The 20,325-nt window shown below is 60.3% G+C and carries 18 protein-coding genes and 1 riboswitch; of the genes, 2 read left to right on the top strand and 16 right to left on the bottom strand.

What is annotated here, in order from left to right:
* Nucleotides 1–125 precede the first annotated feature (125 nt).
* Both ABC336_RS29465 and ABC336_RS29460 read left to right on the top strand, forming a co-directional pair.
* On the top strand, nt 126–1,262 hold the full coding sequence (locus tag ABC336_RS29465; RefSeq protein WP_413242059.1) for a DEAD/DEAH box helicase: 1,137 nt from the start codon (nt 126–128) through the stop codon (nt 1,260–1,262).
* Entirely contained in the window at nt 1,232–1,708 is a 477-nt protein-coding gene (locus tag ABC336_RS29460; protein ID WP_413242058.1) for a hypothetical protein, read from the top strand. Before ABC336_RS29465 ends, ABC336_RS29460 begins: the two co-directional genes overlap by 31 nt.
* Here ABC336_RS29460 and hrpB read toward each other — a convergent pair.
* The 16 genes from hrpB to ABC336_RS29380 form a co-directional block, all read right to left on the bottom strand.
* Nucleotides 1,625–4,144, bottom strand: a complete 2,520-nt coding sequence (hrpB, locus tag ABC336_RS29455; protein WP_413242057.1) for an ATP-dependent helicase HrpB — start codon at nt 4,142–4,144, stop codon at nt 1,625–1,627. The two genes, ABC336_RS29460 and hrpB, sit on opposite strands and share 84 nt — an antisense overlap.
* Nucleotides 4,145–4,186: 42 nt before the next feature.
* Entirely contained in the window at nt 4,187–6,061 is a 1,875-nt protein-coding gene (locus ABC336_RS29450) for an ATP-binding protein (RefSeq protein ID WP_413242056.1), read from the bottom strand.
* A gap of 97 nt (nt 6,062–6,158) precedes the next feature.
* Complete coding sequence (locus tag ABC336_RS29445) at nt 6,159–7,235, bottom strand: sensor histidine kinase (protein WP_413242055.1); 1,077 nt, start codon at nt 7,233–7,235, stop codon at nt 6,159–6,161.
* Nucleotides 7,236–7,239: 4 nt separating this feature from the next.
* Nucleotides 7,240–7,944, bottom strand: a complete 705-nt coding sequence (locus ABC336_RS29440) for a response regulator transcription factor (protein ID WP_413242054.1) — start codon at nt 7,942–7,944, stop codon at nt 7,240–7,242.
* 349 nt (nt 7,945–8,293) lie between these two features.
* Nucleotides 8,294–8,947, bottom strand: coding sequence for a histidine phosphatase family protein (locus ABC336_RS29435; RefSeq protein WP_413242053.1), 654 nt, complete (start codon nt 8,945–8,947; stop codon nt 8,294–8,296).
* Nucleotides 8,944–10,515, bottom strand: a complete 1,572-nt coding sequence (locus ABC336_RS29430; protein WP_413242052.1) for a cobyric acid synthase — start codon at nt 10,513–10,515, stop codon at nt 8,944–8,946. Before ABC336_RS29430 ends, ABC336_RS29435 begins: the two co-directional genes overlap by 4 nt.
* Nucleotides 10,512–11,618, bottom strand: coding sequence for a threonine-phosphate decarboxylase CobD (gene cobD, locus ABC336_RS29425; protein WP_413242051.1), 1,107 nt, complete (start codon nt 11,616–11,618; stop codon nt 10,512–10,514). The genes ABC336_RS29430 and cobD overlap by 4 nt, the downstream gene beginning before the upstream one ends.
* A gap of 30 nt (nt 11,619–11,648) precedes the next feature.
* Nucleotides 11,649–12,452, bottom strand: coding sequence for an adenosylcobinamide-GDP ribazoletransferase (cobS, locus tag ABC336_RS29420; RefSeq protein WP_413242050.1), 804 nt, complete (start codon nt 12,450–12,452; stop codon nt 11,649–11,651).
* A complete protein-coding gene (gene cbiB / locus ABC336_RS29415; protein ID WP_413242049.1) occupies nt 12,434–13,408 on the bottom strand; it encodes an adenosylcobinamide-phosphate synthase CbiB in 975 nt (324 codons plus the stop codon). The genes cobS and cbiB overlap by 19 nt, the downstream gene beginning before the upstream one ends.
* The gene (cobU, locus tag ABC336_RS29410; protein ID WP_413242048.1) at nt 13,405–13,998 is read right to left on the bottom strand and encodes a bifunctional adenosylcobinamide kinase/adenosylcobinamide-phosphate guanylyltransferase; all 594 of its coding nucleotides are present in this window, start codon (nt 13,996–13,998) and stop codon (nt 13,405–13,407) included. Before cobU ends, cbiB begins: the two co-directional genes overlap by 4 nt.
* 29 nt (nt 13,999–14,027) lie before the next feature.
* Nucleotides 14,028–15,095 carry a nicotinate-nucleotide--dimethylbenzimidazole phosphoribosyltransferase gene (gene cobT / locus ABC336_RS29405; RefSeq protein ID WP_413242047.1) on the bottom strand — a complete coding sequence of 356 codons (1,068 nt, stop codon included), beginning with the start codon at nt 15,093–15,095 and terminating at the stop codon, nt 14,028–14,030.
* The gene (locus tag ABC336_RS29400) at nt 15,092–15,934 is read right to left on the bottom strand and encodes a heme ABC transporter ATP-binding protein (RefSeq protein ID WP_413242046.1); all 843 of its coding nucleotides are present in this window, start codon (nt 15,932–15,934) and stop codon (nt 15,092–15,094) included. Before ABC336_RS29400 ends, cobT begins: the two co-directional genes overlap by 4 nt.
* Nucleotides 15,927–16,973, bottom strand: a complete 1,047-nt coding sequence (locus tag ABC336_RS29395; protein WP_413242045.1) for a FecCD family ABC transporter permease — start codon at nt 16,971–16,973, stop codon at nt 15,927–15,929. The genes ABC336_RS29400 and ABC336_RS29395 overlap by 8 nt, the downstream gene beginning before the upstream one ends.
* Nucleotides 16,974–16,977: 4 nt before the next feature.
* Nucleotides 16,978–17,994: an ABC transporter substrate-binding protein gene (locus ABC336_RS29390; RefSeq protein ID WP_413242044.1), complete on the bottom strand. Its 1,017-nt coding sequence runs from the start codon at nt 17,992–17,994 to the stop codon at nt 16,978–16,980.
* Nucleotides 17,995–18,198: 204 nt separating this feature from the next.
* Nucleotides 18,199–18,430: riboswitch (cobalamin riboswitch) on the bottom strand.
* Between the two features lie 49 nt (nt 18,431–18,479).
* Nucleotides 18,480–19,286 carry an undecaprenyl-diphosphate phosphatase gene (locus ABC336_RS29385; RefSeq protein WP_413242043.1) on the bottom strand — a complete coding sequence of 269 codons (807 nt, stop codon included), beginning with the start codon at nt 19,284–19,286 and terminating at the stop codon, nt 18,480–18,482.
* 4 nt (nt 19,287–19,290) lie between these two features.
* Complete coding sequence (locus tag ABC336_RS29380; RefSeq protein ID WP_413242042.1) at nt 19,291–20,133, bottom strand: EcsC family protein; 843 nt, start codon at nt 20,131–20,133, stop codon at nt 19,291–19,293.
* Between the last annotated feature and the right edge of the window lie 192 nt (nt 20,134–20,325).

Genomic DNA, 20,325 nt, shown 5'->3' with positions numbered 1-20,325 from the left:
AATTATTCCTTTCTACTTACAGCCGATATGGTATACTCTATAAGCATGTCGATCCACCATTCCATCAGAACACCGAACGTCTTCGCATCCTCACGGATGGAAGCAACAAGAAAAGAGGCTGCTTTATGTCCAATACATTCGAACAATTGCAAATACAACCAGAACTCACCACGCTACTCAGACAGCATGGCATCACCGCACCGACTCCGGTCCAGACAGCAGCGATTCCGCTGGCCCTGGAAGGCAAAGACATCATCGTACAGGCACAGACGGGCACAGGCAAGACGCTCGCTTTTGCCCTGCCTATCCTGCAGCGGTTACAGCCGCAATCTCCTCATGTACAAGCGCTTATCGTGACTCCGACACGCGAGCTGGCGATCCAGATTACCCAAGAGCTCCAGAAACTGGCTCCAGCGACAGGATGCAAAGTGCTGGCAGCTTATGGCGGTCAGGATGTCGACGCCCAGATCCGCAAGCTTCAGGGCGCTGCCCAGGTCGTCGTCGGCACGCCCGGCCGTCTGCTCGACCATCTGCGGCGAGAGACGATCTCCTTCTGGAAGCTCCAGACTCTCGTCCTCGACGAAGCGGACCAGATGCTGCACATGGGCTTCCTCGCGGAAGTCCAGGAGATCATCGAGCAGACGAGCAAGCACCGGCAGACGATGCTGTTCTCCGCGACGATACCGGATAGTGTGAGACACCTCGCAGCCAACTACATGCAGCAGCCGGTCGATACCCGGATCAAGGGCACGCATGTGACGCTGGATACGATCGAACAGATCGTCATCGAGACGACCGACCGTGCCAAGCTGCAGACGCTGATCCGGCTGATCGAGGAAGACAACCCCTATCTGGCCGTCGCCTTCTGCCGCACCAAGATCCGTGCCAAGAAACTGACCGAATCGTTGCAGGAGCACGGATTGCTGGCGGACGAGCTGCATGGAGATCTGACGCAGGCCAAGCGGGAGCAGGTGATGAAGCGATTCCGGGATGCCAAGCTGCAGATCCTTGTCGCTACCGATATCGCTGCCCGCGGTCTCGATGTCGAAGGTGTGACACATGTATACAACTATGACATCCCCCATGATGCGGAATCGTACATCCACCGGATCGGCCGGACCGGCCGCGCCGGACATGAGGGCAAGGCCGTCACGCTGGCTTCGCCGCGCGACCGGATGACGCTGCAGGCGATCGAACGGGGCATTCGCCACGCTGGAGCGCCGTCGGGGCGATGCGACAGAGGCTGGACCTGCAGGCGATAGCGACGCACCTCGTCCGCGCGAGCGCCAGCCGCAAGCCGGGCGCAGCTCACGCAGCCGAGGTGCGGAACGGCCGGAGCGCGGCGCACGCGGAGCGCGCGCACAGCAAAAAGGCCGCGAGCGCGGCCGTGGTCAAGGCAGAGATCAAAAAAGCGGCTCCGGAGCCCCGGCCTCATCCGCCAGCGGTCGAAGCCAGGCCCGCAGTTGGGGAACCGGACCCGATCCCAAGCCGCAGCGCAGCCAGTCCGGCCGCAGCTCAGGCTCATCTGCCGGGGGGCGGGGAGGACGCCAGCAGACGAACGCCAAGTCCGGACGGACAGAGACCAGAGGCGGAGCCGGGCGCGGCAGACGCGGCAGATAGACGGCTAATTGCGAGGCTTCGCATGGCTGGTTGCGGTCGCGCTCAGCGGATCATCGGGCCAGTAATGCTTGGGATACCGGCCCTTTAGATCTTTTTTGACATCAAAATAAGCTTCTCTCCAGAAGCTTGCCAAATCCCGCGTGACCTGCACCGGCCTGCGAGCTGGAGACAATAGATGCAGTGTCAACGGGATTTTGCCGTTGCTCAATCGCGGCGTCTGCTGCCAGCCAAATATCTCCTGCAGCCGTACGGCAATAGCCGGGGCGTCCGGATCGTCGTAATCGACCGGGATGGAAGAGCCGCTCGGCACTCGGATATGGGTAGGCGCCTGCTCCTGAAGCGTAATGCGCTGAGCCCAGCTGAGCATTCCGTTCAGGATATCCGATAGCGGCAGCCGCTGCAGCTCTGCTCTGCTGCGCAGACCGTACAGATGCGGCTCCAGCCAGTCCTCCACATTGTCCAGCAACGCGGTCTCGGTCACATCCGGCCACCCGGACTCATGTTTGTGCATAAACCGCATACGCTGCAGCAGCTGCCGATGTGCCCGGCTCCAAGGCAGCAGCTCCAGGCCATACCGTCTGACGGCCGCCCCGAGAACAGCCGCAAGTCGGACCGGATCAGGCCCCGTCAGGGGACGCTCCCGCAGCAGCAAGCTGTATAGCCGTTGCTGCTCCGTGGACTTAATCGTCTGCTGCTCCTGCTGCCATACGATTTCTTGATGAACGGTGATCCGCTCCCGAAAATGCGCTCTGAGATCATCTTCATCTACCGCTGCTGCCAGTATAATGCGGCTATCGGTCCCTTGGTCATCCAGATGAATGGCGGCGAGATATGCGCTCGCCGATATCGGTTCGACATGAGGAAGTTCCGCCCCGCGGCCGCTGCTCAGCAGGTAACGACCGCTGCTTCGGCGCTGCGCGATCCGATCAGGATAAGCAACCGCCGCCAACAGGCCGCAGACCCGCTCGTCCCAGCTCGCCGGCTCTCCACTCTCTAGTCCCGACTCGCGGCGCAGTGTCCGCACCTCCTGCCGCACCCGCTGCAGCACGCTGTTTTCACACTCGCATCCCGGAGCCACCTTGCCGTTATAAGCCTCCAAACGCAGCCACAGATCGGCTGACAATCGCCCGCCCACTGCCTTCAATACGTCTCTCTCTTGAAGCAGGGCAGCCATGACAATCGCCAACTCCCCGTGTCCAAGAGCGATCCCCTTCAGCACCAGATGAGCCAGTCTCGGATGCAGCGGCAGCTCGCTCATCCGCCTGCCGTGCGCTGTCAACTGGCCGCTCTCATCTACCGCGTCCAGCTCGCGTAGCAGCTCCAGCGATTGCGCGTAAGCTGCTGCCGGCGGCGGATCCAGCCAGCTCAATTCACTCGGCTCACGAACCCCCCAGACGAGCAGCTCCAACGCCACTGCGGCCAGATCCGTCTGGCGGATTGCCGGAGTGATGGCAGGCTCCAATAGCCGCTCCTCCTCCACGGTCCAGAGCCGGTAGCAGTGTCCACTGCCCGTCCGCCCGGCTCTGCCCCGTCTCTGGTTGGCGGAGGCCAATGCGACCCGGACGGTCTCCAGCCGAGACATGCCTGTGCGGGGAGAGAAACGGGAAGTGCGCGACCAGCCGCTGTCGACGACAATCCTCACCCCTTCGACGGTAAGACTCGACTCTGCTATGGATGTCGCAAGGATAATCTTGCGAAGCCCGTCTGGATGCCGCTTCACCGCCTCGTCCTGGGCTGCCATTGGCAGATTGCCATGCAGCACCGCAATATGAACGCCAGTCAGTCTCAGACCGTCCAGGCGGTTCTGCGCGCGGCGGATCTCCGGGAGACCGGGCAGGAAGACGAGAACATCGCCTTCTGCATGCTCGCGGATTGCCCTGGCCGCTGTATCGGCAACTGCTATCTCGATCGGACCTGTGACTGGCGCATCCAGATGAATGGTTGTCACCGGGTAGAGCCGTCCGGCGCTTTCGACGACCGGAGCATCCCCGAGCAGCCTTGTGACGGCCGCCGTATCCAGCGTCGCCGACATGACGAGCAGCCTCAGATCCTCGCGCAGCAGCAGCTGGCTCTGCAGGCTCAAGGCAAGTCCGAGATCGGCGTGAAGACTTCGCTCGTGGTATTCGTCGAAGATGACGATGCCATAAGCCTCCAGAGCCGGATCGTCTTGCAGCAGCCTTGTCAATATACCTTCTGTGACTACTTCAATGACCGTGTGCGGACCGACCTTGGTGTCCTGTCTAACCCGGTAACCTACGCGTCCGCCTGCCTCCTCGCCGAGGGACCTTGCCATGAAGCGGGCTGCCGAACGGGCTGCCAGGCGGCGCGGCTCCAGCATGATGATCTTCTTGCCCTGCAGCCACGGTTCGGCCAGCAGCGCCAGAGGCACATGAGTCGTCTTGCCGGCGCCCGGAGGTGCAGCCAGTACGGCGTTAACCCCCGATCTCAGCACATCCTGGAGCCGGGGGATAATATCCAAGATCGGCAGCCGGGAGCCGCTTGCTCCGCTGCTTGTATAGTTCATGAGAGTCCTCTCTTCCATCAGAAGTTAGAATGCCGGTTGATGTCACTGCATGCCAGGCTCCGCGAAGCGAAGCGGCAGGCGGAGCACGAAGGCCGCACCCTCCTGCCTCCCCCGTTCAGCGTGTAGGGTCCCATGCATGAGAGATGTAAGTTTTTTGCAGATTGCCAGACCGATCCCTGTCCCTTCATAGCTGCGGTTCAGGTCAGAGTCGAGCTGGCTGAACGGCTCGAACAAACGGTGGAATTGATCCTCGGAGATGCCAATCCCCGTGTCGCTTACCTTGATCTCCAAGAGCGCCTGCGCATCCGAGTGACCCAAGCCAGCCGGTGCCGCCTCGATGCGGATCGCCCCTTGCTCCGTAAATTTGACTGCATTGCTGAGCAGGTGGACCAGGATCTGGCGGATCCGTTCGGTATCGCCCACCAGCGGCTGCTCCAGCACCTCGTCCAGCTCACATGTAAGCTCAAGCCCCTTTTCGCTGGCTTCCATCGTCACCGCGTCCATGCACTCGGAGATGAGAGGCAGCAAGCTGAAGCGTTCTTCGGCTAGCACGATCATCTCGGTGTCCATCATCGCCAGCTCCAGCATGCCATTGATGATCCCCATCAACGCCTCGCTGCTCTGTGCCTGTTGCGTGAGCATCTGCGCCTGATATTCGTCCAACTCGCTGTCTGCCAGCAGCTGATTCATGCCGATAATCCCGTTGAGCGGCGTACGGATCTCATGACTCATCATCGACAAAAATTCGCTCTTGAGCCGGGAGGCGCTCTCTGCTGCTTCCTTGGCCAATACCAGCTCCTCCTCTGCCCGCTTCTGCTCCGTAATATCTTTGGATATCATGTAGATATACAAGCGTTGTCCCAGATACAAGGGGAACAGGGTCGTCTGAAGGAAGATAACATGTCCGTCCGCATGACGGATTCGAAAGTCCATTTTTTGCGCGAGTCCACGGATGACTTCACCCAGCGCATGGCGCAGTCTCCCCAGCTCCTCCCCATCTGCCATCAATTCCGTGTAGTCCATCTCACTCAGTGCAGCCGTCGTATAACCGGTTATCCGTTCAAAAGCCGGGTTGGTGGAAACCAGCTGACGCTCCTGCGGATCGTAGCAGACCACGATATCCGGACTATAGTCGAACAGAGTCATATATTTGCGTTCATTATGTCTGGCGACCTTCATCACTTGCTGCAGATCAGCGATCAGACCCGTAAGCACCACGCCGAGAATGATCAGCCCACCTGTACCCGAAGCAATTGCCACCAGCGACCGTTCGATCCCGTACCAGCCAGTATACACCATATCCGGGTTCGGCGATATTCGAAACGCTAGGATGGCTGCCAGATTGATCGCAGCAAGCGCCGCCCCGACGAGCAGACTGCCCACGAGCTTTCCGCGAGCTGTAAGGAATGGACTGAGCCGCTTTTTGTAAATATAACAAGCATAAACTGCACCAAACGATACCAGCAGCGTAATAAAACCTGAGATGAGACCCACAATTGGATGAAAGACGGCTATAGCAGCGACACCCATCGACTTGAGGCTTGTGTAGTGCATCATCATCAGAGAGATCGCGACGCCTGCGCTGCTGAGCAGCATGGCCGGCCAGCTGGCAGTGCGGCTCGTGACAAACTGAAGCAGCAGTTGGGAGGCTAACACCACAAAGAGGAAGGATAGCAGCAGAAAAAGCGGATTGTAATAAATGGTATGGCTGTGCTTAATTGAAAGCAACGCAATGAAGTGCATCGTCCAAATGCCTGTGGCCATGATAACGGCCTGCAATAGTGTCCAGCCGCGGAATCTGGCATGACCGGCCATCGTCCGCTCCACCATATCCATGGAAGCAAAGGCGGAGGCGGCGGCCACAACCAGCGAAAAAATTAGCAGCAGCTCGTTGAAATTCATGATGTGATCGTGCATGACCTTCCCCCCTTAGTGTCTCTCTCTCCCCGATTCGTTCGTGTTATACACTAAATACACCAACTGAGAGTAACCCAATCATGAGGGGGATAAGGGCCTATTGCACTAAGGGGAGCCGTACGCGGAAGGTCGTCATGCCGCTGCGGCTGCTGGCATCGATCGACCCGCCGTGCCGCTCGACAATGCTCTTGCAGATCGCCAGACCCAATCCCGAGCCCCCTGAGGATTCCGTCCGGGATTTGTCCACCCGGTAAAACCGGTCGAAGATATAGGGAAGATCCGCTTCCGGGATCGGATCACCGTCATTTGCAATCTCTACTACCGCATAACCCGGGTCCCGCTTGACCTGGACCTCTACGGTCCGGCCGCCGGCACCGTACTTGACGGCATTGGAGATGAGATTCTCGAATACCCTCACCAGCTTGCCGGCATCGCCGGGCACCGAGATGCGCGTATCTTCCGAGCGCAACTCCGGGGACAGCCCCGCTTCCTCCATCGACAGGCGATACTGCTCCATCAGCTGACCGATCAGCTCCACCAGATTGAGCGATTCCAGCCGCAGCGACGCGCCTTCATGTCTCAACCGGGTATAATCGAACAGATCCTGGATCAACCCGTTCAGCCGCTGGCTCTTGGCATAGGCGATCTGGACATAATACCGCAGCTCCGTCTCGTCCCGGTAGCGGTCCTGATCGATCAGACCGAGATAGCCGATAATTGACGTGAGCGGTGTCCGCAGATCATGGGAGACATTGGTGACAAGCTCGTTTTTGGCGCGCTCCGCCCGACGTTCCTCTTCCATCGCATTGGTAAGTCGGGCCACCAGATTGTTGATCGTGATGGCGATCTCCGCCATTTCACTATTGCTCCTGACCGGCACCTTGCGGCCATACTGGCCGTCCGCGATCTCGCTGACCGCCCGGTGCACCTGCGCCAGATAGCGGTATTTGCGCCATTCGAAGAAGGTCATGTATAGAATAAAAAAAACAAACGTGACGATGACCAAAAACGCTGACAGGCCTATCGTCGATCGCACCATGTCCTCCATCCAAAGGAGCGGCGTAAAATAACCGGTCAAACCGACAGCCAGGAACAGCGCAACATACATGGAGATGACCGCCAGAACACCGCTGACAAAAAAGGAGAGCAGCAGCCGGAAAACCATCCACGCCATCACATTACCCTTCAATTTTGTAGCCAACCCCCCATACAGTCACGATAAGCTTGTCACCTGCCTCCTGTTCCAGCTTGTCCCGCAGCTTGCTGATATGGACCATCACAGTATTGTTCGATTCAAAATATTTCTCTTTCCAGACATGCTGGAAAATGTCCTCGGCGCTGAACACCCGGCCCGGATTGCTGGCCAGCAAATGCAAGATGTTGAACTCCGTAGAGGTCAGATGCAGCGCCGTGCCGTTCACTTGCACCGTGTGCGTCGATTTGTCGATCCGCAGCGGTCCGAGTCTCAACGTATGGTCTGCCGGCTCTGCCGGCGCATGCATTTGGTTATAGTGGTACGAGCGTCGGAGCAGCGACTTGATACGGGTGACCAGCTCCAGCGGATTGAACGGCTTCACCATGTAGTCGTCGGCACCGGTCATAATCCCCATGATCTTGTCCATGTCCTCGGCTTTGGCGCTCAGCATCAGGATCGGCACAGCCTGGTCGCGCCGCAGCCGGCGGCACACCTCCAGGCCATCCAGCTTCGGCATCATAATATCCAGCACGACGGCATGAAAGGCATGCTGCCCGAACACCTCCAGCGCTTCCTCGCCATCGCCTGCAATGACGGTTTCGAAGCCCTCGTTTTGCAGATAGATTTGGATCAGGTCTGCAATTTCTTTCTCATCATCGACAATCAGTATTCGGCGGTTATTTGTCATCCGAGCAGCTCCTTGCTTATAGAGGTTGTTCAAAAAGTCCGCTGCCCATCACGAAGTGACTCAGGAAGTAATTCGACATCGAATGCTGAGTTTCCGAAGGAAACTAGCTTCGTAAGCTTCCGCATAGGTGCTCACGTAGCCGTGCTTCCGAAGTCGTTTTCTACGAAAACGTGGGCCGCTCCTCATTTCCTCCCGCCGTGGGCCTTCTCGGTGCTGAACACCGACCTTTTTGAACACGCACTTATAGCGTTTTTTCTACTATACACCATGGGGCGATCATTGTCCCGGAAGCCGCACAGAGTTAAGAATGATTAAGGTTTTATTAAGCCTTTTTTTAAAATCTCCCGTCTCAAACCAATTGAACCGGCGGATTACCTGCGCTTAACGATAACAGACCGCCTGTCGGGATATCGATCTCCCAGAAGGCAAGCTCCGGTACAAGCAGCGTTGCAAGCATCCGGATCGTCCCGCCGTGGGCAACCACGAGCAGCGGCGGTTCCTCCCGCCTCTCTTGTGCGTCTAAGCTATGCGAAAGCCTGCTTCCAAGCTCGCCGAGCCGCACTGCCCCCTCCAGCTCGTCCAGCCACGATACTACCCTTCCGCGAAACGCGGCGAAGCTCTCGCCCCCCGGCGGACTGGCAAGCTCCGGATCGGTCAGCCACAATCGATAAGCGGGATCATGACGGAGCTCTTCATACGTGAGTCCCTCCCAGCCTCCAAAATGGAGCTCGCGCAGACGCTTGTCGTAACGGGGCGCCTCCCCCGCATCTGGCCGTACCAGAGCAAGGGTTTGCCGCGCGCGCAGCAGGTCGCTGCAATGAATGCCCGCCAAGCGTCGTCTTTGGAGATAGAGACGAGCCGCTGCCAGTTGCTCTGCGCCATCCTGCAACAACGGCTGGTCCGTCCAGCCGAGATATCGCCGTTCCGCGTTCCAACGCGCGTGTCCGTGCCGCAGCAGCAGTATAGGCGGCAGAGCGGGATACGGCTTGCCGTGGCCGCTCACCGGCGTTCCGACTCTCTGGCTTCGAGCCCCATGAGCTTGTAGACCGCTTCTATATCCACATGGGCGCGGACATGCTCCGCCAGTCGGGCAAACGAGTCCTGACGCCGCTCGTGATACGGGAAGCCAGCCTCTCCCGGGGGCCATCCGCGATCCTTCCGCAGCTGATCGAGCCAAGCCCGGCGGAAGCCGTCATTGTGCAGGATGCCATGGATGAAGGTGCCCCAGATCCTGCCGTCTGGACTAGCGGCTCCTTCTGGTACAGGTGGCGCCGAAGTCTCAGGCGCGTGAACTGCGCTCTGTATGCAAAACGGCTGCTGCACGCTGGCAGGCATCGCAATCAGGCCGGTGTGGATCTCATAGCCTTCGACGGGATATGATCCTTCCATTCCCGGCAGCGAGCCATGACCGCTTACGCGAACTGTCCGTTTATCGGCGGCAAAGACTACGTCGAATGGAAACCAGCCCAGCCCGGGCAGCTCCGACAGCTCGGACTCGGTCCGCTCGGGGTCCAGCAGCATGCGGCCCATCATCTCATAGCCGCCGCAGACGCCGACCACTCTGCCGCCCTGGTCAGCATAGCTCAGCAGCCCTTCCGCCATCCCCGAGGACCGGAGTACCGCCAGGTCTGCCATCGTGTTCTTGCTCCCCGGCACGATGACCGCATCCGGGCTCCCCAGCGCCCTGGCAGAGTCGACATAGCGCAGATGAACGTCAGGTTCGGCAGCCAGCGGATCCAGATCTGTAAAGTTGGACAGTCGCGGCAGCCGGATTACGGCAATATCCAGACGACCGGTCTGCAGGTTATCGACAGCGGCCGGCCGAATATTGTCCAGGGAGAGCGAGTCCTCCGACTCCAGCTCCAGACCGGGCAAGTACGGGACCACCCCTAATACTGGCTTGCCGGTGCGCTGCTCCAGCCAATCCAGTCCGGGGCGAAGCAGCGACACATCGCCCCGGAACTTGTTGATGATCACGCCTGCCACCCGATTCCTCTCATGCGGCTCCAGCAGCTCCAGCGTGCCGACGATAGCTGCGAAGACGCCGCCCCTGTCGATATCCGCGACGAGCAGCACAGGCGCCTCCGCCCACTCGGCCATCCGCATATTGACGATATCGCGATCCTTGAGATTGATCTCGGCCGGGCTGCCGGCGCCTTCCAGCACTACGGCATCCGTGTGTGCCCTCAGCCGCTCCAGCGCCTCCCGGACGATCCGTTCCGCCAGCGGCAGCAGCTCCTCCCGATAAGCGCGCGCCTCATAGTCCCGCAGCGGTCTGCCGTGGACGATCACCTGGGAGAGCATCTCCCCCTTGGGCTTCAGCAGGATCGGATTCATGTCGGTCGTCGCCAGGATGCCGCAGGCATCCGCTTGCATGCCCTGGGCGCGCCCGATCTCCTTGCCATCCCAGGTCACATAGGAATTGAGCGACATGTTTTGCGATTTGAAGGGAGCCGTCCGCCAGCCGTCTTCGGTCAGTATCCGGCACAAAGCGGCCGTGAGCAAGCTTTTGCCCACATCAGAGGCTGTCCCCTGCAGCATAATCGTGCGCGCTTGCGGAGTGTCTGTCATCCCTCTTCGCTCCTTTCCGCCAGCTTATGGATCGCTTCTGCCAGATGTCGGAGCAGCCGTTCATTCTCTTCACGCAGCCTCACGGCAAGCCGGAAGTACCCTTCCTTCAGTCCGACGTAAGTCGAGGCGTTGCGGATCAGCACCCCTTGGCGACCTAACGTATCTTGCAGCTGGGACACTTGCAGGCGCCACGCTTCCGGCATCCGCACCAGCACATAATTAGCAGCGCTGTCATACACACGGAATCCGAGCGCTTGCAGTCCGGCAGTGAACCAGGGCCGTTCTTCCGCGAGCCATTGCAGCGTACGTCTCGCATACGCCTCATCCGCCAGCACAGCGCAGCCGATCCGCTCGGCCAGCGAGTTGACGCTCCATGGAACCTGCAGCTCCCGAAGCGCCCCGATCCGCGACGGCGAACCGACGATATAGCCGAGTCTGATGCCCGGGATGGCGTAGAACTTGGTCATCGAGCGAATGACGAGCAACTGGTCCGACCCAGCCGCTTCCCTCACCCATGAATAGTCGGCCGCTGCCGGCACAAAATCCATGAAGGCTTCGTCCAGGATCAGCTGGTCTCCCCTCTCCAGCAGTCCTCTTATCACACTGCGATCCAGCAGCTGACCGGTCGGATTGTTGGGCGCGCCCAACAACCAAAGGTCCGGACGCAAGCCGCTTGCTTCCAGCCGGACCGTGTCGAGCCGGAACCCCTCGGACTCCAGCAGAGACAGATGCTGCGCCGTACTGCCGGATTTGCGGACCGCGTCGCCGTATTCGGCAAAGCAGGGGACAGCCAAGCCCGTCGTCGCGGGTCGGAGCCAGCGAACGGCAAGGTCGATTAGCTCTGCGGCACCGTTGCCGACCAGGATATGCTCCTCGCCGATGCCATGATGCAATGCCAGTCTTCTCCTCAGCTCCCTCACCGCCGGATCCGGGTAGCAGTGGATCTGCTGGGCATAAGCGCCGATAACCGCCCGCACCGCTGCCGGCGGACCGAAGGGATTCATATTGGAGCTGTAATCCAAAAAAGCTTCCGGCGCATATCCATATGCCTCGGAAGCTGTTCGCAAATCTCCGCCGTGTCCGTATTGCTCCAGTTTGTTCAACCGTATTCCTCCTTCTGGTAGCTCGATAGGCTAGATGATCAGAATGACGACGGTAAGCAGCACCGCCTCAAGTCCTTCATTCATTGCTCCGTAAGTATCGCCTGTCAATCCGCCAAGCTTGCGCGTCAGCCACCAGGCGGCGATCGCGCCTGCAAGCGCAGTAATGGCTAAGCCGCCCAGCGACATTCCGAGCGCTTGCCATAGGTATGAGCCGCCGATCCACAACAGGACGGCGGAGAAGCTGAGCGCCATAACGGAAGCCAGCGCCAACTGACGCCACCCGGCCGTCATGAACAGCGCGGCCATCCCGCCGTCCGCCCGGGCTTTGGGCCAGTGGATAACAGCTGCCGCCATCCACCAGCGGCTCCATACGGGGACTGCAGCCAGCGTCCATAGCGGCAATGGCTCATGCGGCACCTCCAGCAGGGCAGCCAGCAGACTGAATTTGTACAGCAGAAGCAGCACGCCGGCGATCGCACCCATCGCACCGACCCGGCTGTCGCGCATAATCTCCAGCATCCGCTCCCGACTGCGGTGGCTGAGGACGCCATCCGCCGTATCCATCCAACCGTCCAGATGGAGACCGCCGCTGAGCGCTGTCCAAACCGCCAGTATCAGGACCGCCGCCGGGAGCGGCGGCACCAGCGAAGAGATGCCCCAGGCCGCCAGCGCGAGCAGGGCGCCGACGGCCAGACCGGCCAGCGGATACCACCCCAGACTGCGGGACGCTGCCTCCGGCGTGAAGGCCGGCCGCAGCGGCAGCGGCAGCCGGGTCAGAAATTGCATCGCAATCACAGCATCCGACAGCCAGCCGGTCAGCCGCTTATCCACCATAATCCGATCCCTCCTGCAAACCAAATAATACTGACGCCATACAACAAGCGGACGCAGCGCCGGATGTCCTCCGGTTCGATCGGACGCAGCGGCCAGCCCAACCGGGCGCGCTCGCTGGGCTGGCCGAAGTAATAATTGCGACCGCCCAGCTCGATGCCCAGCATGCCGGCAACGGCAGCCTCGGGGATGCCGCTGTTGGGACTGGGGTGCCTGTGCGCATGCTCGGTTACGGCACGCCTGCCCTGGCGGGGAGAGAGACCTTTCAATGGCCATCCCGCCAGCAGAAGCAGCCAGCCGGTCAGCCGCGCCGGCACATAATTGAACCCGTCGTCGAGACGGGCGGAAGCCCGGCCGAAATGGAGATAACGGTCGTTCTTGTAGCCGACCATCGAGTCCAGCGTATTGACGGCTCGGTACAGCATCGCCAGCGGGGCGCCGCCAAGCAGGGCATATACCAATGGCGAGACGAGCGCATCCACCGTATTCTCCGCTACCGTCTCCACCGTAGCCCGGGAAGCTCCCCGGGCATCCATCCCTCCTGTATCCCTGCCGACAATTCGGCCCGTGTAATCACGCGCTTCTGCGAGCCGCCCCTCGCTCAGCGCCCGGTAGACGAGCATTGCTGCATCCTTTAGCCCTTTGACGGCAATCGTCGTCGAGAGCATCCAGATGCTCGCAGCATAGCCCAGCCAAGGATGGAACAGCTGTGCCAGCAAGATGATGCCCAGCGTGGCGGCACCAGAGACCAGCGGGATTGCGAGCGCCAGCACGACGCCTTTGCGGCGCTGCAGACTAGCCGGATCCTCCGCAGCATATAGCCATTCCTCCAGCCGGCGTATGCCTCCGCCGATCCGGATCACGGGATGGACCGGCCATCTCGGATCGCCGATGACCCAGTCTACCGCGATGGCCGCTGCGATGATGAGCAGAATCTCAGACCAGCTGTAGAAGATCACAGGTCATCCAGGCTGGCCGCGATGGAGGTGAGCTCCACCGGGATCCCCGCCGTCACCAGATAGACTCGTCCGCACACCTCGGCCAGCCGGCGATTGAGTCTGCCCGCCTCGTCTCGGAATCGGCGTCCCAGCGGGTACTCCGGCACGATCCCGCCGCCCACTTCATTGGTGACGAGCAGGAGCGGCAGCGGATAGCCGCTTACTGCCGCGATCAGTTGATCCGTCTCCCGGTCCAGCGCCGCGCCCGCGATCTCATCCCATCCTCCGCCCGGTCTTTCATGAGCGAGCATCCGGTTGGTCAGCCATAGCGTCAGGCAGTCGACCAGGACAACCGGCGGTCTGGCAAGCGTTCCATGCTCGTGCGCCAGCTGCTCCAGCGTCGGCACCAATGCCGATGGCGCCTCCACGGTGGTCCAGCGCATCCCGCGCTCTTCACGCTGCTTGCGGTGCTGCTCCACCCGCTCCTGCAGCTCGTCATCCAGCGGCTGCATCGTCGCGATGTAGATGCCACTATCCGCCAGCCTCGCCGCCGCGGCTTCGGCGAAGGCGCTTTTGCCGCTCCGCGCCCCCCCTGTGATTAATATAGCCATCTTCCGCCATGCCTCCCTTTCCATACCGGCTAGCCTCTGGATACGCCCGCATCCTCAAAGGTAGCCATCTCGCGCAGGATCCGTGCCGCTGCCTCCACCAGATGAAAACAGAGCACGGCTCCCGTTCCTTCTCCCAGCCGCATATCCAGCCGGATCGGTGCATCCAGCTCCAATATTTCCAGCAAACGGCCATGCCCGCGCTCCTGTGAGAGATGCGAAGGCAGCACATAAGGCGCAGCCGCCGGAGCCAGCCGCAGCGCCGCCAGGGCGGCTGCCGAAGAGATGAAGCCGTCGATCACGACCGGCCGTCTCCTGAGCGCCGCACCGATGATCACGCCGGCCAGGCCGGCGATCTCCAGCCCGCCGACCTTGGTCAATACGTCCAGCGGGTCGCCCGGATCAGGGCGGTTGATGCGGATGCTCTTAGCGATAACCGCTTGCTTGCGCTGCCGCGTTTCCTCGGAGATACCCGTCCCCCGTCCCGTAGCGTCCTCTACATCTACACCGCCAAGCACGGCACAGATGGCTGAGCTGGCCGTCGTGTTGCCGATGCCCATCTCGCCGGTCGCGAGCAGCATGATCCCCCGATCCGCCAGCTCGCCAGCGATCTCGATGCCCGTCAGCACCGACCGGACCGCTTCGTCTCGGGTCATCGCCGCTCCCCTGGCGAGGTTAGCCGTTCCCGGCCGGATCTTGCGCGGCCATATGGCCGGATGGTCCAGCGTGGCGGCAATCCCGATATCCACGCAGTGCACTTCCGCACCTGCCGCCCGGGCGAGGACATTCACCGCAGCGCCCCCGGAAGCGATATTGAGCGCCATCTGCGGCGTCACTTCCGCTGGATAGGCGCTCACCCCCTCCTCGCAGACGCCGTGATCCGCAGCCATAACGATAACCGCCTTCCGGGTGATTGAGGGAAAGGCTTGCCCGGTAATGCCCGCCAGACGGACGGCAAGCTCCTCCAGTCTCCCCAGACTGCCTGGAGGCTTCGTCAGAGTGTCCAATCTAACCGATGCAGCCTGCATCGCCATTTCATCGAGCGGGGCGATCTGACGGATCAGCGCCTTCAGTCGCTCTTCGTTTCCTTGCTCCTTCATCTTGTGCCGCCTCTCTGTTCAGGTGATTTATCCAATAATGCAAGAGCCGGATCGCCGGGTCCGGATCGCCGCGGATTTAGCAGTACCTGCGGACTGCCGCTCTGCGGATGCGACAGCACCGAAGCATCGGCCCCGTACACCTCGCGCAGCAGCTCGGCTGTCAGCACTTCGTGGGGCCTGCCCGTTGCTGTCAAGCGCCCGTCGTGGAGTACAAGCAGCCTGTCGCAGTATTGCGAGGCGAGGTTCAGATCGTGGAGCACCGCCACAACGGTCAGCCCGTCTTCCCGCTGCCAATCCCGCACCGCATCCAGCAGCTGCATCTGATAGCCGATGTCAAGGTATGTTGTCGGCTCATCTAGCAGGATCAGCTCCGGCTGCTGCACCATTACTTTGGCCAGCGCTACCCGCTGCCGTTCGCCTCCGCTGAGCTGGCGCAGCTGGCGGTCGGCGAGTGCTGTGAGCCGCATCGCTGCCAGCGCACGATCGATGAGCGCACCGCTGTCCGCTTCCTCATCGCCCAGCCAATTCTGGAACGGGAAGCGTCCCATCTGCACGACTTCCCGCACCGTAAAAGCAGCCGGGGGCAGCCCTCCCTGCTGCAGGACAGCAAGCCATCTTGCCAGCTCACGGCGGCCATAGTCTGCGACGGGCCGCCCCCGCAGCAGTACTTGCCCGCCATCCGGCCGCGAGATGCCGGAGATCGCGCCGAGCAGCGTCGATTTGCCGGCTCCGTTGGGTCCGATGATCCCGACGACCGATCCCGCTTCGACATGGAAGCTGATCCCGTCCAGGATGCGTCGTCCATGTGCTTGTTTGATGAGCTGTCGCACCTCAATCATATCCTGCCTCCTCTCTCATCCCCGTCTTGCGCCGCTTCAGCAGATAAGCAAAGAACGGCGCGCCGATAAAGGCGGTGACGATGCCGAGCTGGATCTCTTTGGGACTCGTGATCGTCCGGGCCAGCGTATCCGCCCATAATACGTATATGCCGCCGCCGATCGCCGATAAAGGTACGATCAGCCGGTAATCCGGTCCCACCATCAGCCGGATGATATGCGGCACCACCAGCCCGACGAAGCCGATCACACCGGAGACCGAGACCGCAGCTGCAGTAAGCAGCGTAGAGGCGACGAGCACGGTTATCTTAGTGCGCTCGACGCGCATCCCCAGATGCGCGGCATGCCGCTCGCCCATCGCCAGCAGATTGAGATGGCGCGCATAGTAGACCAGGAACGGCAGCCCCGCCGCCACGAACGGCAGCAGCAGCTGCACATGTCCCCAGTTGCGCTTGGACAAGCTCCCCATCAGCCAGAAGAGGATCTCGTTGACGACACCTTGTGATAGCGAGACCATATAGGATACGAAAGCACTCAGGAAGGCCTGGATAACGACCCCCGAGAGGATCAGCGTCTCGATGCCCATCGCCCCTTGGCTGCGGGCGAGCCAAAACACGGCGAACATCGTCATAAGCCCTGTGCAAAAGGCGACGATCGGGATCGACCAGAGGCCGATCACATGCTGCATGCCGAAGAGGATCAGGAATGCTGCCCCTACAGAGCTGCCGGAAGCGACGCCAAGCGTATACGGGTCAGCCAGCGGGTTGCGGAGGATGCCCTGGAAACCCGCGCCTGCCAATGCAAGACATGCGCCGACCAATATGGCCAGCAGTACGCGGGACAGCCGGACCTGGACGATCACCGCTTCCTCCAGCTTCGTCCATGGCGACTCTGCTGCGCCGTACCACGGCAGCTGGTGCAGCAGGATGCTCCACACTTGGGCAAGCGGAAACCCGGCCGAGCCGATCGATAGAGAGGCCAGTATAGATGCGCCAAGGAGGAGCATCGCTGCTCCTCCAAAGATGTACAATCGTATGCGCATGGTTCTACTCGACGAGGTCCGGGTGAATCGCCCGGGCCAGCTCCAGCAGCCCGTCAGTCAGTCGCGGACCTACCCGCACGAGCGGATCGTTCGTTACCGCATGCAGTTCATTGTTGCGCACGGCATCGATCTCTTGCCAGCCCGGACGGCTCGCGATCTGTTCGGGAATCGTGTTGTCGCCCTCAATGTCAGGATAGATAATAATTTCGGGATTGCTCTGCAGCACCTGCTCCGGATCGATCTCGAACCAGCCCTGCTGGTCGCCGGCCACGTTCTCTCCCCCTGCAAGCGTCAGCAGCTCGTCCAAAAACTCGCCTCTGCCGACGGAGTAGCCGGGCGAGAACTCAAGGTACACTCTTTTGACCGGTGCATCCTTCACCGCCTCGATGACACGCTCTTTGTCGGCGCGCATCTGATCGGCGACCCCGCCGGCCTCCTGCTGACGATCCATGATCAGGCCGAGCTCCTCGATATGCGCCATCGTCTCGTCAAGCGTTCTGGGATTGGATGCAAACACCGGGATGTCCAGATCGCGCAGTGCCTCCAGCGCGCCTGAATTCATCGAGGAGTTAGCGACCACCAGATCCGGGTTCAGCGCCGCTACGGCTTCAATATTTGTCGTCAAATCGCCGATCTTGGCGATCGAGAGGACCTCCTCGGGATAGTTGCTCCACTCGTCGACGCCGACGACGCGGTCGCCTGCGCCGATGGCGAACAGCACCTCGGTCTCGCTCGGTAAGAGAGAGACGACTGCCGCTGGAGCGGCTTCAAGTGTCACTTCGGTACCTGTCGCATCAGTGATAGTCAGCGGGTACTCAGTTGCCCCCGCCAAGCCATCTCCGTTATTGTCTTCGCCAGCTGCGTTGTCCGGCGTCTCGTTATTGACAGCAACGCCCGGATCCTGGATCCGCGAATTGTCCTCGCCATTGTCGCTGCCGCAGGCAGTCAGCACCACCATCACGGCGATCAACCACATCGCGAGCCATGCCGTATACCTCTTGTTTTTGCTGTTGTTGCTCATCTCTGTCATCCTTCCATGATCGATCTGGTCTCTCTAACGTGCCTGCAGTCCAGGCGGCCGGACATCAAAAAGAGCATGCCCGACTCATAAGTGTCAGACATGCTCCAGTGACTCCGTCAAAAATAGGCAGCCAAAACAGCTGCCGATAGCGCGCAAGCGCATCGGAACCGTATATCCAACACCTGCCTAAACCGCGTAGGCTGTGGCGTTCACAGATTACAGGCAGGTCTCCTGACTTGGATCCTCGCAAAGGCTTGTCTTCCCGGGCATGCCCAGTGACGCTGATCGCCTGTTGGTCTCCGGCTGTCTGGCAGCGCGGACTGGATCCTTACAGTGGCGGGTCCGTGCCGGATTCTCACCGGACTTCCCTATTATGGCGCTCGCGGGCCGCGATAAAACACGATCCATGAGTATCACCTGTAACCGAACGTATGAAGTTTACGCTTCACTATACCACCTGTGCGGATTCTTGTCCAGATGAGACATCACATGAGCACGAAGAAGTAAAACACCGCCGCAAGCGCAAACCGGTACAGCGCAAACCACATGAGCCGAAGCCGCTTGATCAGGCTGATAAACGTTACTACTGCCAGCATGGCAACGATGAAGGAAGCAGCCAGACCGACCAGAAAGACAGGCAGGTCTGCCGCCGACAGCACATCCCGGCTCTCGTATACGTCCAGCAGGGTTGCCCCCAGCATGACCGGCACCGAGATGACAAACGTGAACTCGGCAGCCGCCTTTTGACTCGTGCCAAGCAGCAATCCGCCAGAGATCGTCGATCCCGAACGCGAGAATCCCGGCCAGAGGGCGAGACATTGGAAGCAGCCGATGCCGAGCGCCTGCTTGTATGACAGGTCATCCATCTCTGGCGCTGTTACGGGCCTGTTGCTCCTCTCTGCGATGATCATAAGGATGCCCCCTGCTATCAGGCTGTAGAGTACAGGCTCGGGCCCGAACAGATACTGCTTGATAAAGCCGTGCAGGATAAAGCCGAGCACCACAGCCGGCAGCAGGGCCAGGACGATATGCAGGATGTCGATCCCGTCTCCTTTGCGGAGCAGTCGCCCAGACAGCAGATCCCGCGCCAAGGAGACAAATCGCTGCCAGTAAAGTACCAGCACCGCCAACACGGCCCCCAGCTGGATCACGATTTTGAAGGTCTTGGCGGATTCGCCGACGAAGCCGAGCCACTCGCCCGCCAGAATCAAATGTCCTGTTGATGAGACCGGCAAAAATTCAGTCAACCCTTCCAGGATACCCAGAATTATCGCTTGTATCAGTTGCTCCAATAGGCTACGCCTCCTCTGATAGACCTCCTAGCCGCTCCATCACTCTGCGTCTGCGATAGAGCATATGGGCAGCCTCCGCCGTATCCTTCAGCATTCCCCGATTGATGAATGCCCCGAATACCATGCCGGCTATGGGGATCATCTGGAACAGCTTTTTCCAACCGAAGTTATCGCGATAGGCTGCCATAACCTCGCGCCAGCCCTGCAGCTGAGATATGACCGCAACCTCCATGTCCGCTTCTCCATACCGTGTAAGCTCGTCCAAGATCGCCTTTTTGCCGACGATGTCCGACGAGGCGAACTGCAGACATTTGACGGCAAAGATCCGCTCTTCCTGGCGAGACGGGTCGTAGCCGTAACTGAGCGCGATCTCCTGGATGATCTTCAGGCAGAGGCCCAGGATCGCCGGGATATCTGCCGCCAGTGTGAATAGACCGCCGATGCCGGTACTCGCCCCCTGGACGGTCGCCAACTGCGTCCTGTGCTCCGACAGGTCTGCTGCGACCTGCCGCATGACCCCTACCGGTACATGAACCGCGACCTCATCCAGCGACAGACTGCGGTACCTCGCCGCTTCCGGATCGCCGCTGCTTAGCCACTGCTTCTCTATCCGCTTGACCGTCTGGCGCTCGGAGATCAGATAGCGGCCGCCGCTTTGCACGTAGGAGCCGATCTCGTTAAGGATATCGCTGATCTTCTTTTGAATAATACGCGGTGTCAGCTTGTCCAGCAGCAGAAATGGCAGCCGCCCGAGCTTCTCCCAGAACCATTGGTCCTTCTGATCCTTCTCCCAGGACCGGATCTCTACCAGCATATGTTGCAACTCGTCCCATGATTCCTTTTTCATCAAGCAAGAGCCCCTCTCCAGACTAGTCCTTTGCTACAACTGATCTTACAGCAAAGTCAAACACAAGTTCCAGCACAAGCAGAACAAAACCTGCTAACGCAGGTTGGCACTGCCGACATGCACAAAATACAGGCTGTTGAAAAAAGAAAGCCTACAGTCACGGATCGATCTTCCAATCGCTGTTGTCCCCAG

This window comes from Paenibacillus jepli, from assembly GCF_047238105.1.
Lineage (GTDB): Bacteria > Bacillota > Bacilli > Paenibacillales > Paenibacillaceae > Paenibacillus_D.
The sequence above is the reverse complement of the archived record's forward strand: the minus strand, read 5'-3'. Positions and strand labels throughout refer to the sequence as shown.

Bases quoted from the DNA above. Each gene is read 5' to 3' on its own strand.
- ABC336_RS29465 (WP_413242059.1), top strand. From the start codon at position 126: ATGTCCAATACATTCGAACAATTGCAAATACAACCAGAACTCACCACG.
- ABC336_RS29460 (WP_413242058.1), top strand. From the start codon at position 1,232: ATGCGACAGAGGCTGGACCTGCAGGCGATAGCGACGCACCTCGTCCGC.
- hrpB (WP_413242057.1), bottom strand. From the start codon at position 4,144: ATGAACTATACAAGCAGCGGAGCAAGCGGCTCCCGGCTGCCGATCTTG.
- ABC336_RS29450 (WP_413242056.1), bottom strand. From the start codon at position 6,061: ATGCACGATCACATCATGAATTTCAACGAGCTGCTGCTAATTTTTTCG.
- ABC336_RS29445 (WP_413242055.1), bottom strand. From the start codon at position 7,235: ATGGCGTGGATGGTTTTCCGGCTGCTGCTCTCCTTTTTTGTCAGCGGT.
- ABC336_RS29440 (WP_413242054.1), bottom strand. From the start codon at position 7,944: ATGACAAATAACCGCCGAATACTGATTGTCGATGATGAGAAAGAAATT.
- ABC336_RS29430 (WP_413242052.1), bottom strand. From the start codon at position 10,515: ATGACAGACACTCCGCAAGCGCGCACGATTATGCTGCAGGGGACAGCC.
- cobS (WP_413242050.1), bottom strand. From the start codon at position 12,452: ATGGTGGATAAGCGGCTGACCGGCTGGCTGTCGGATGCTGTGATTGCG.
- cobU (WP_413242048.1), bottom strand. From the start codon at position 13,998: ATGGCTATATTAATCACAGGGGGGGCGCGGAGCGGCAAAAGCGCCTTC.
- cobT (WP_413242047.1), bottom strand. From the start codon at position 15,095: ATGAAGGAGCAAGGAAACGAAGAGCGACTGAAGGCGCTGATCCGTCAG.
- ABC336_RS29400 (WP_413242046.1), bottom strand. From the start codon at position 15,934: ATGATTGAGGTGCGACAGCTCATCAAACAAGCACATGGACGACGCATC.
- ABC336_RS29395 (WP_413242045.1), bottom strand. From the start codon at position 16,973: ATGCGCATACGATTGTACATCTTTGGAGGAGCAGCGATGCTCCTCCTT.
- ABC336_RS29390 (WP_413242044.1), bottom strand. From the start codon at position 17,994: ATGAGCAACAACAGCAAAAACAAGAGGTATACGGCATGGCTCGCGATG.
- ABC336_RS29380 (WP_413242042.1), bottom strand. From the start codon at position 20,133: ATGAAAAAGGAATCATGGGACGAGTTGCAACATATGCTGGTAGAGATC.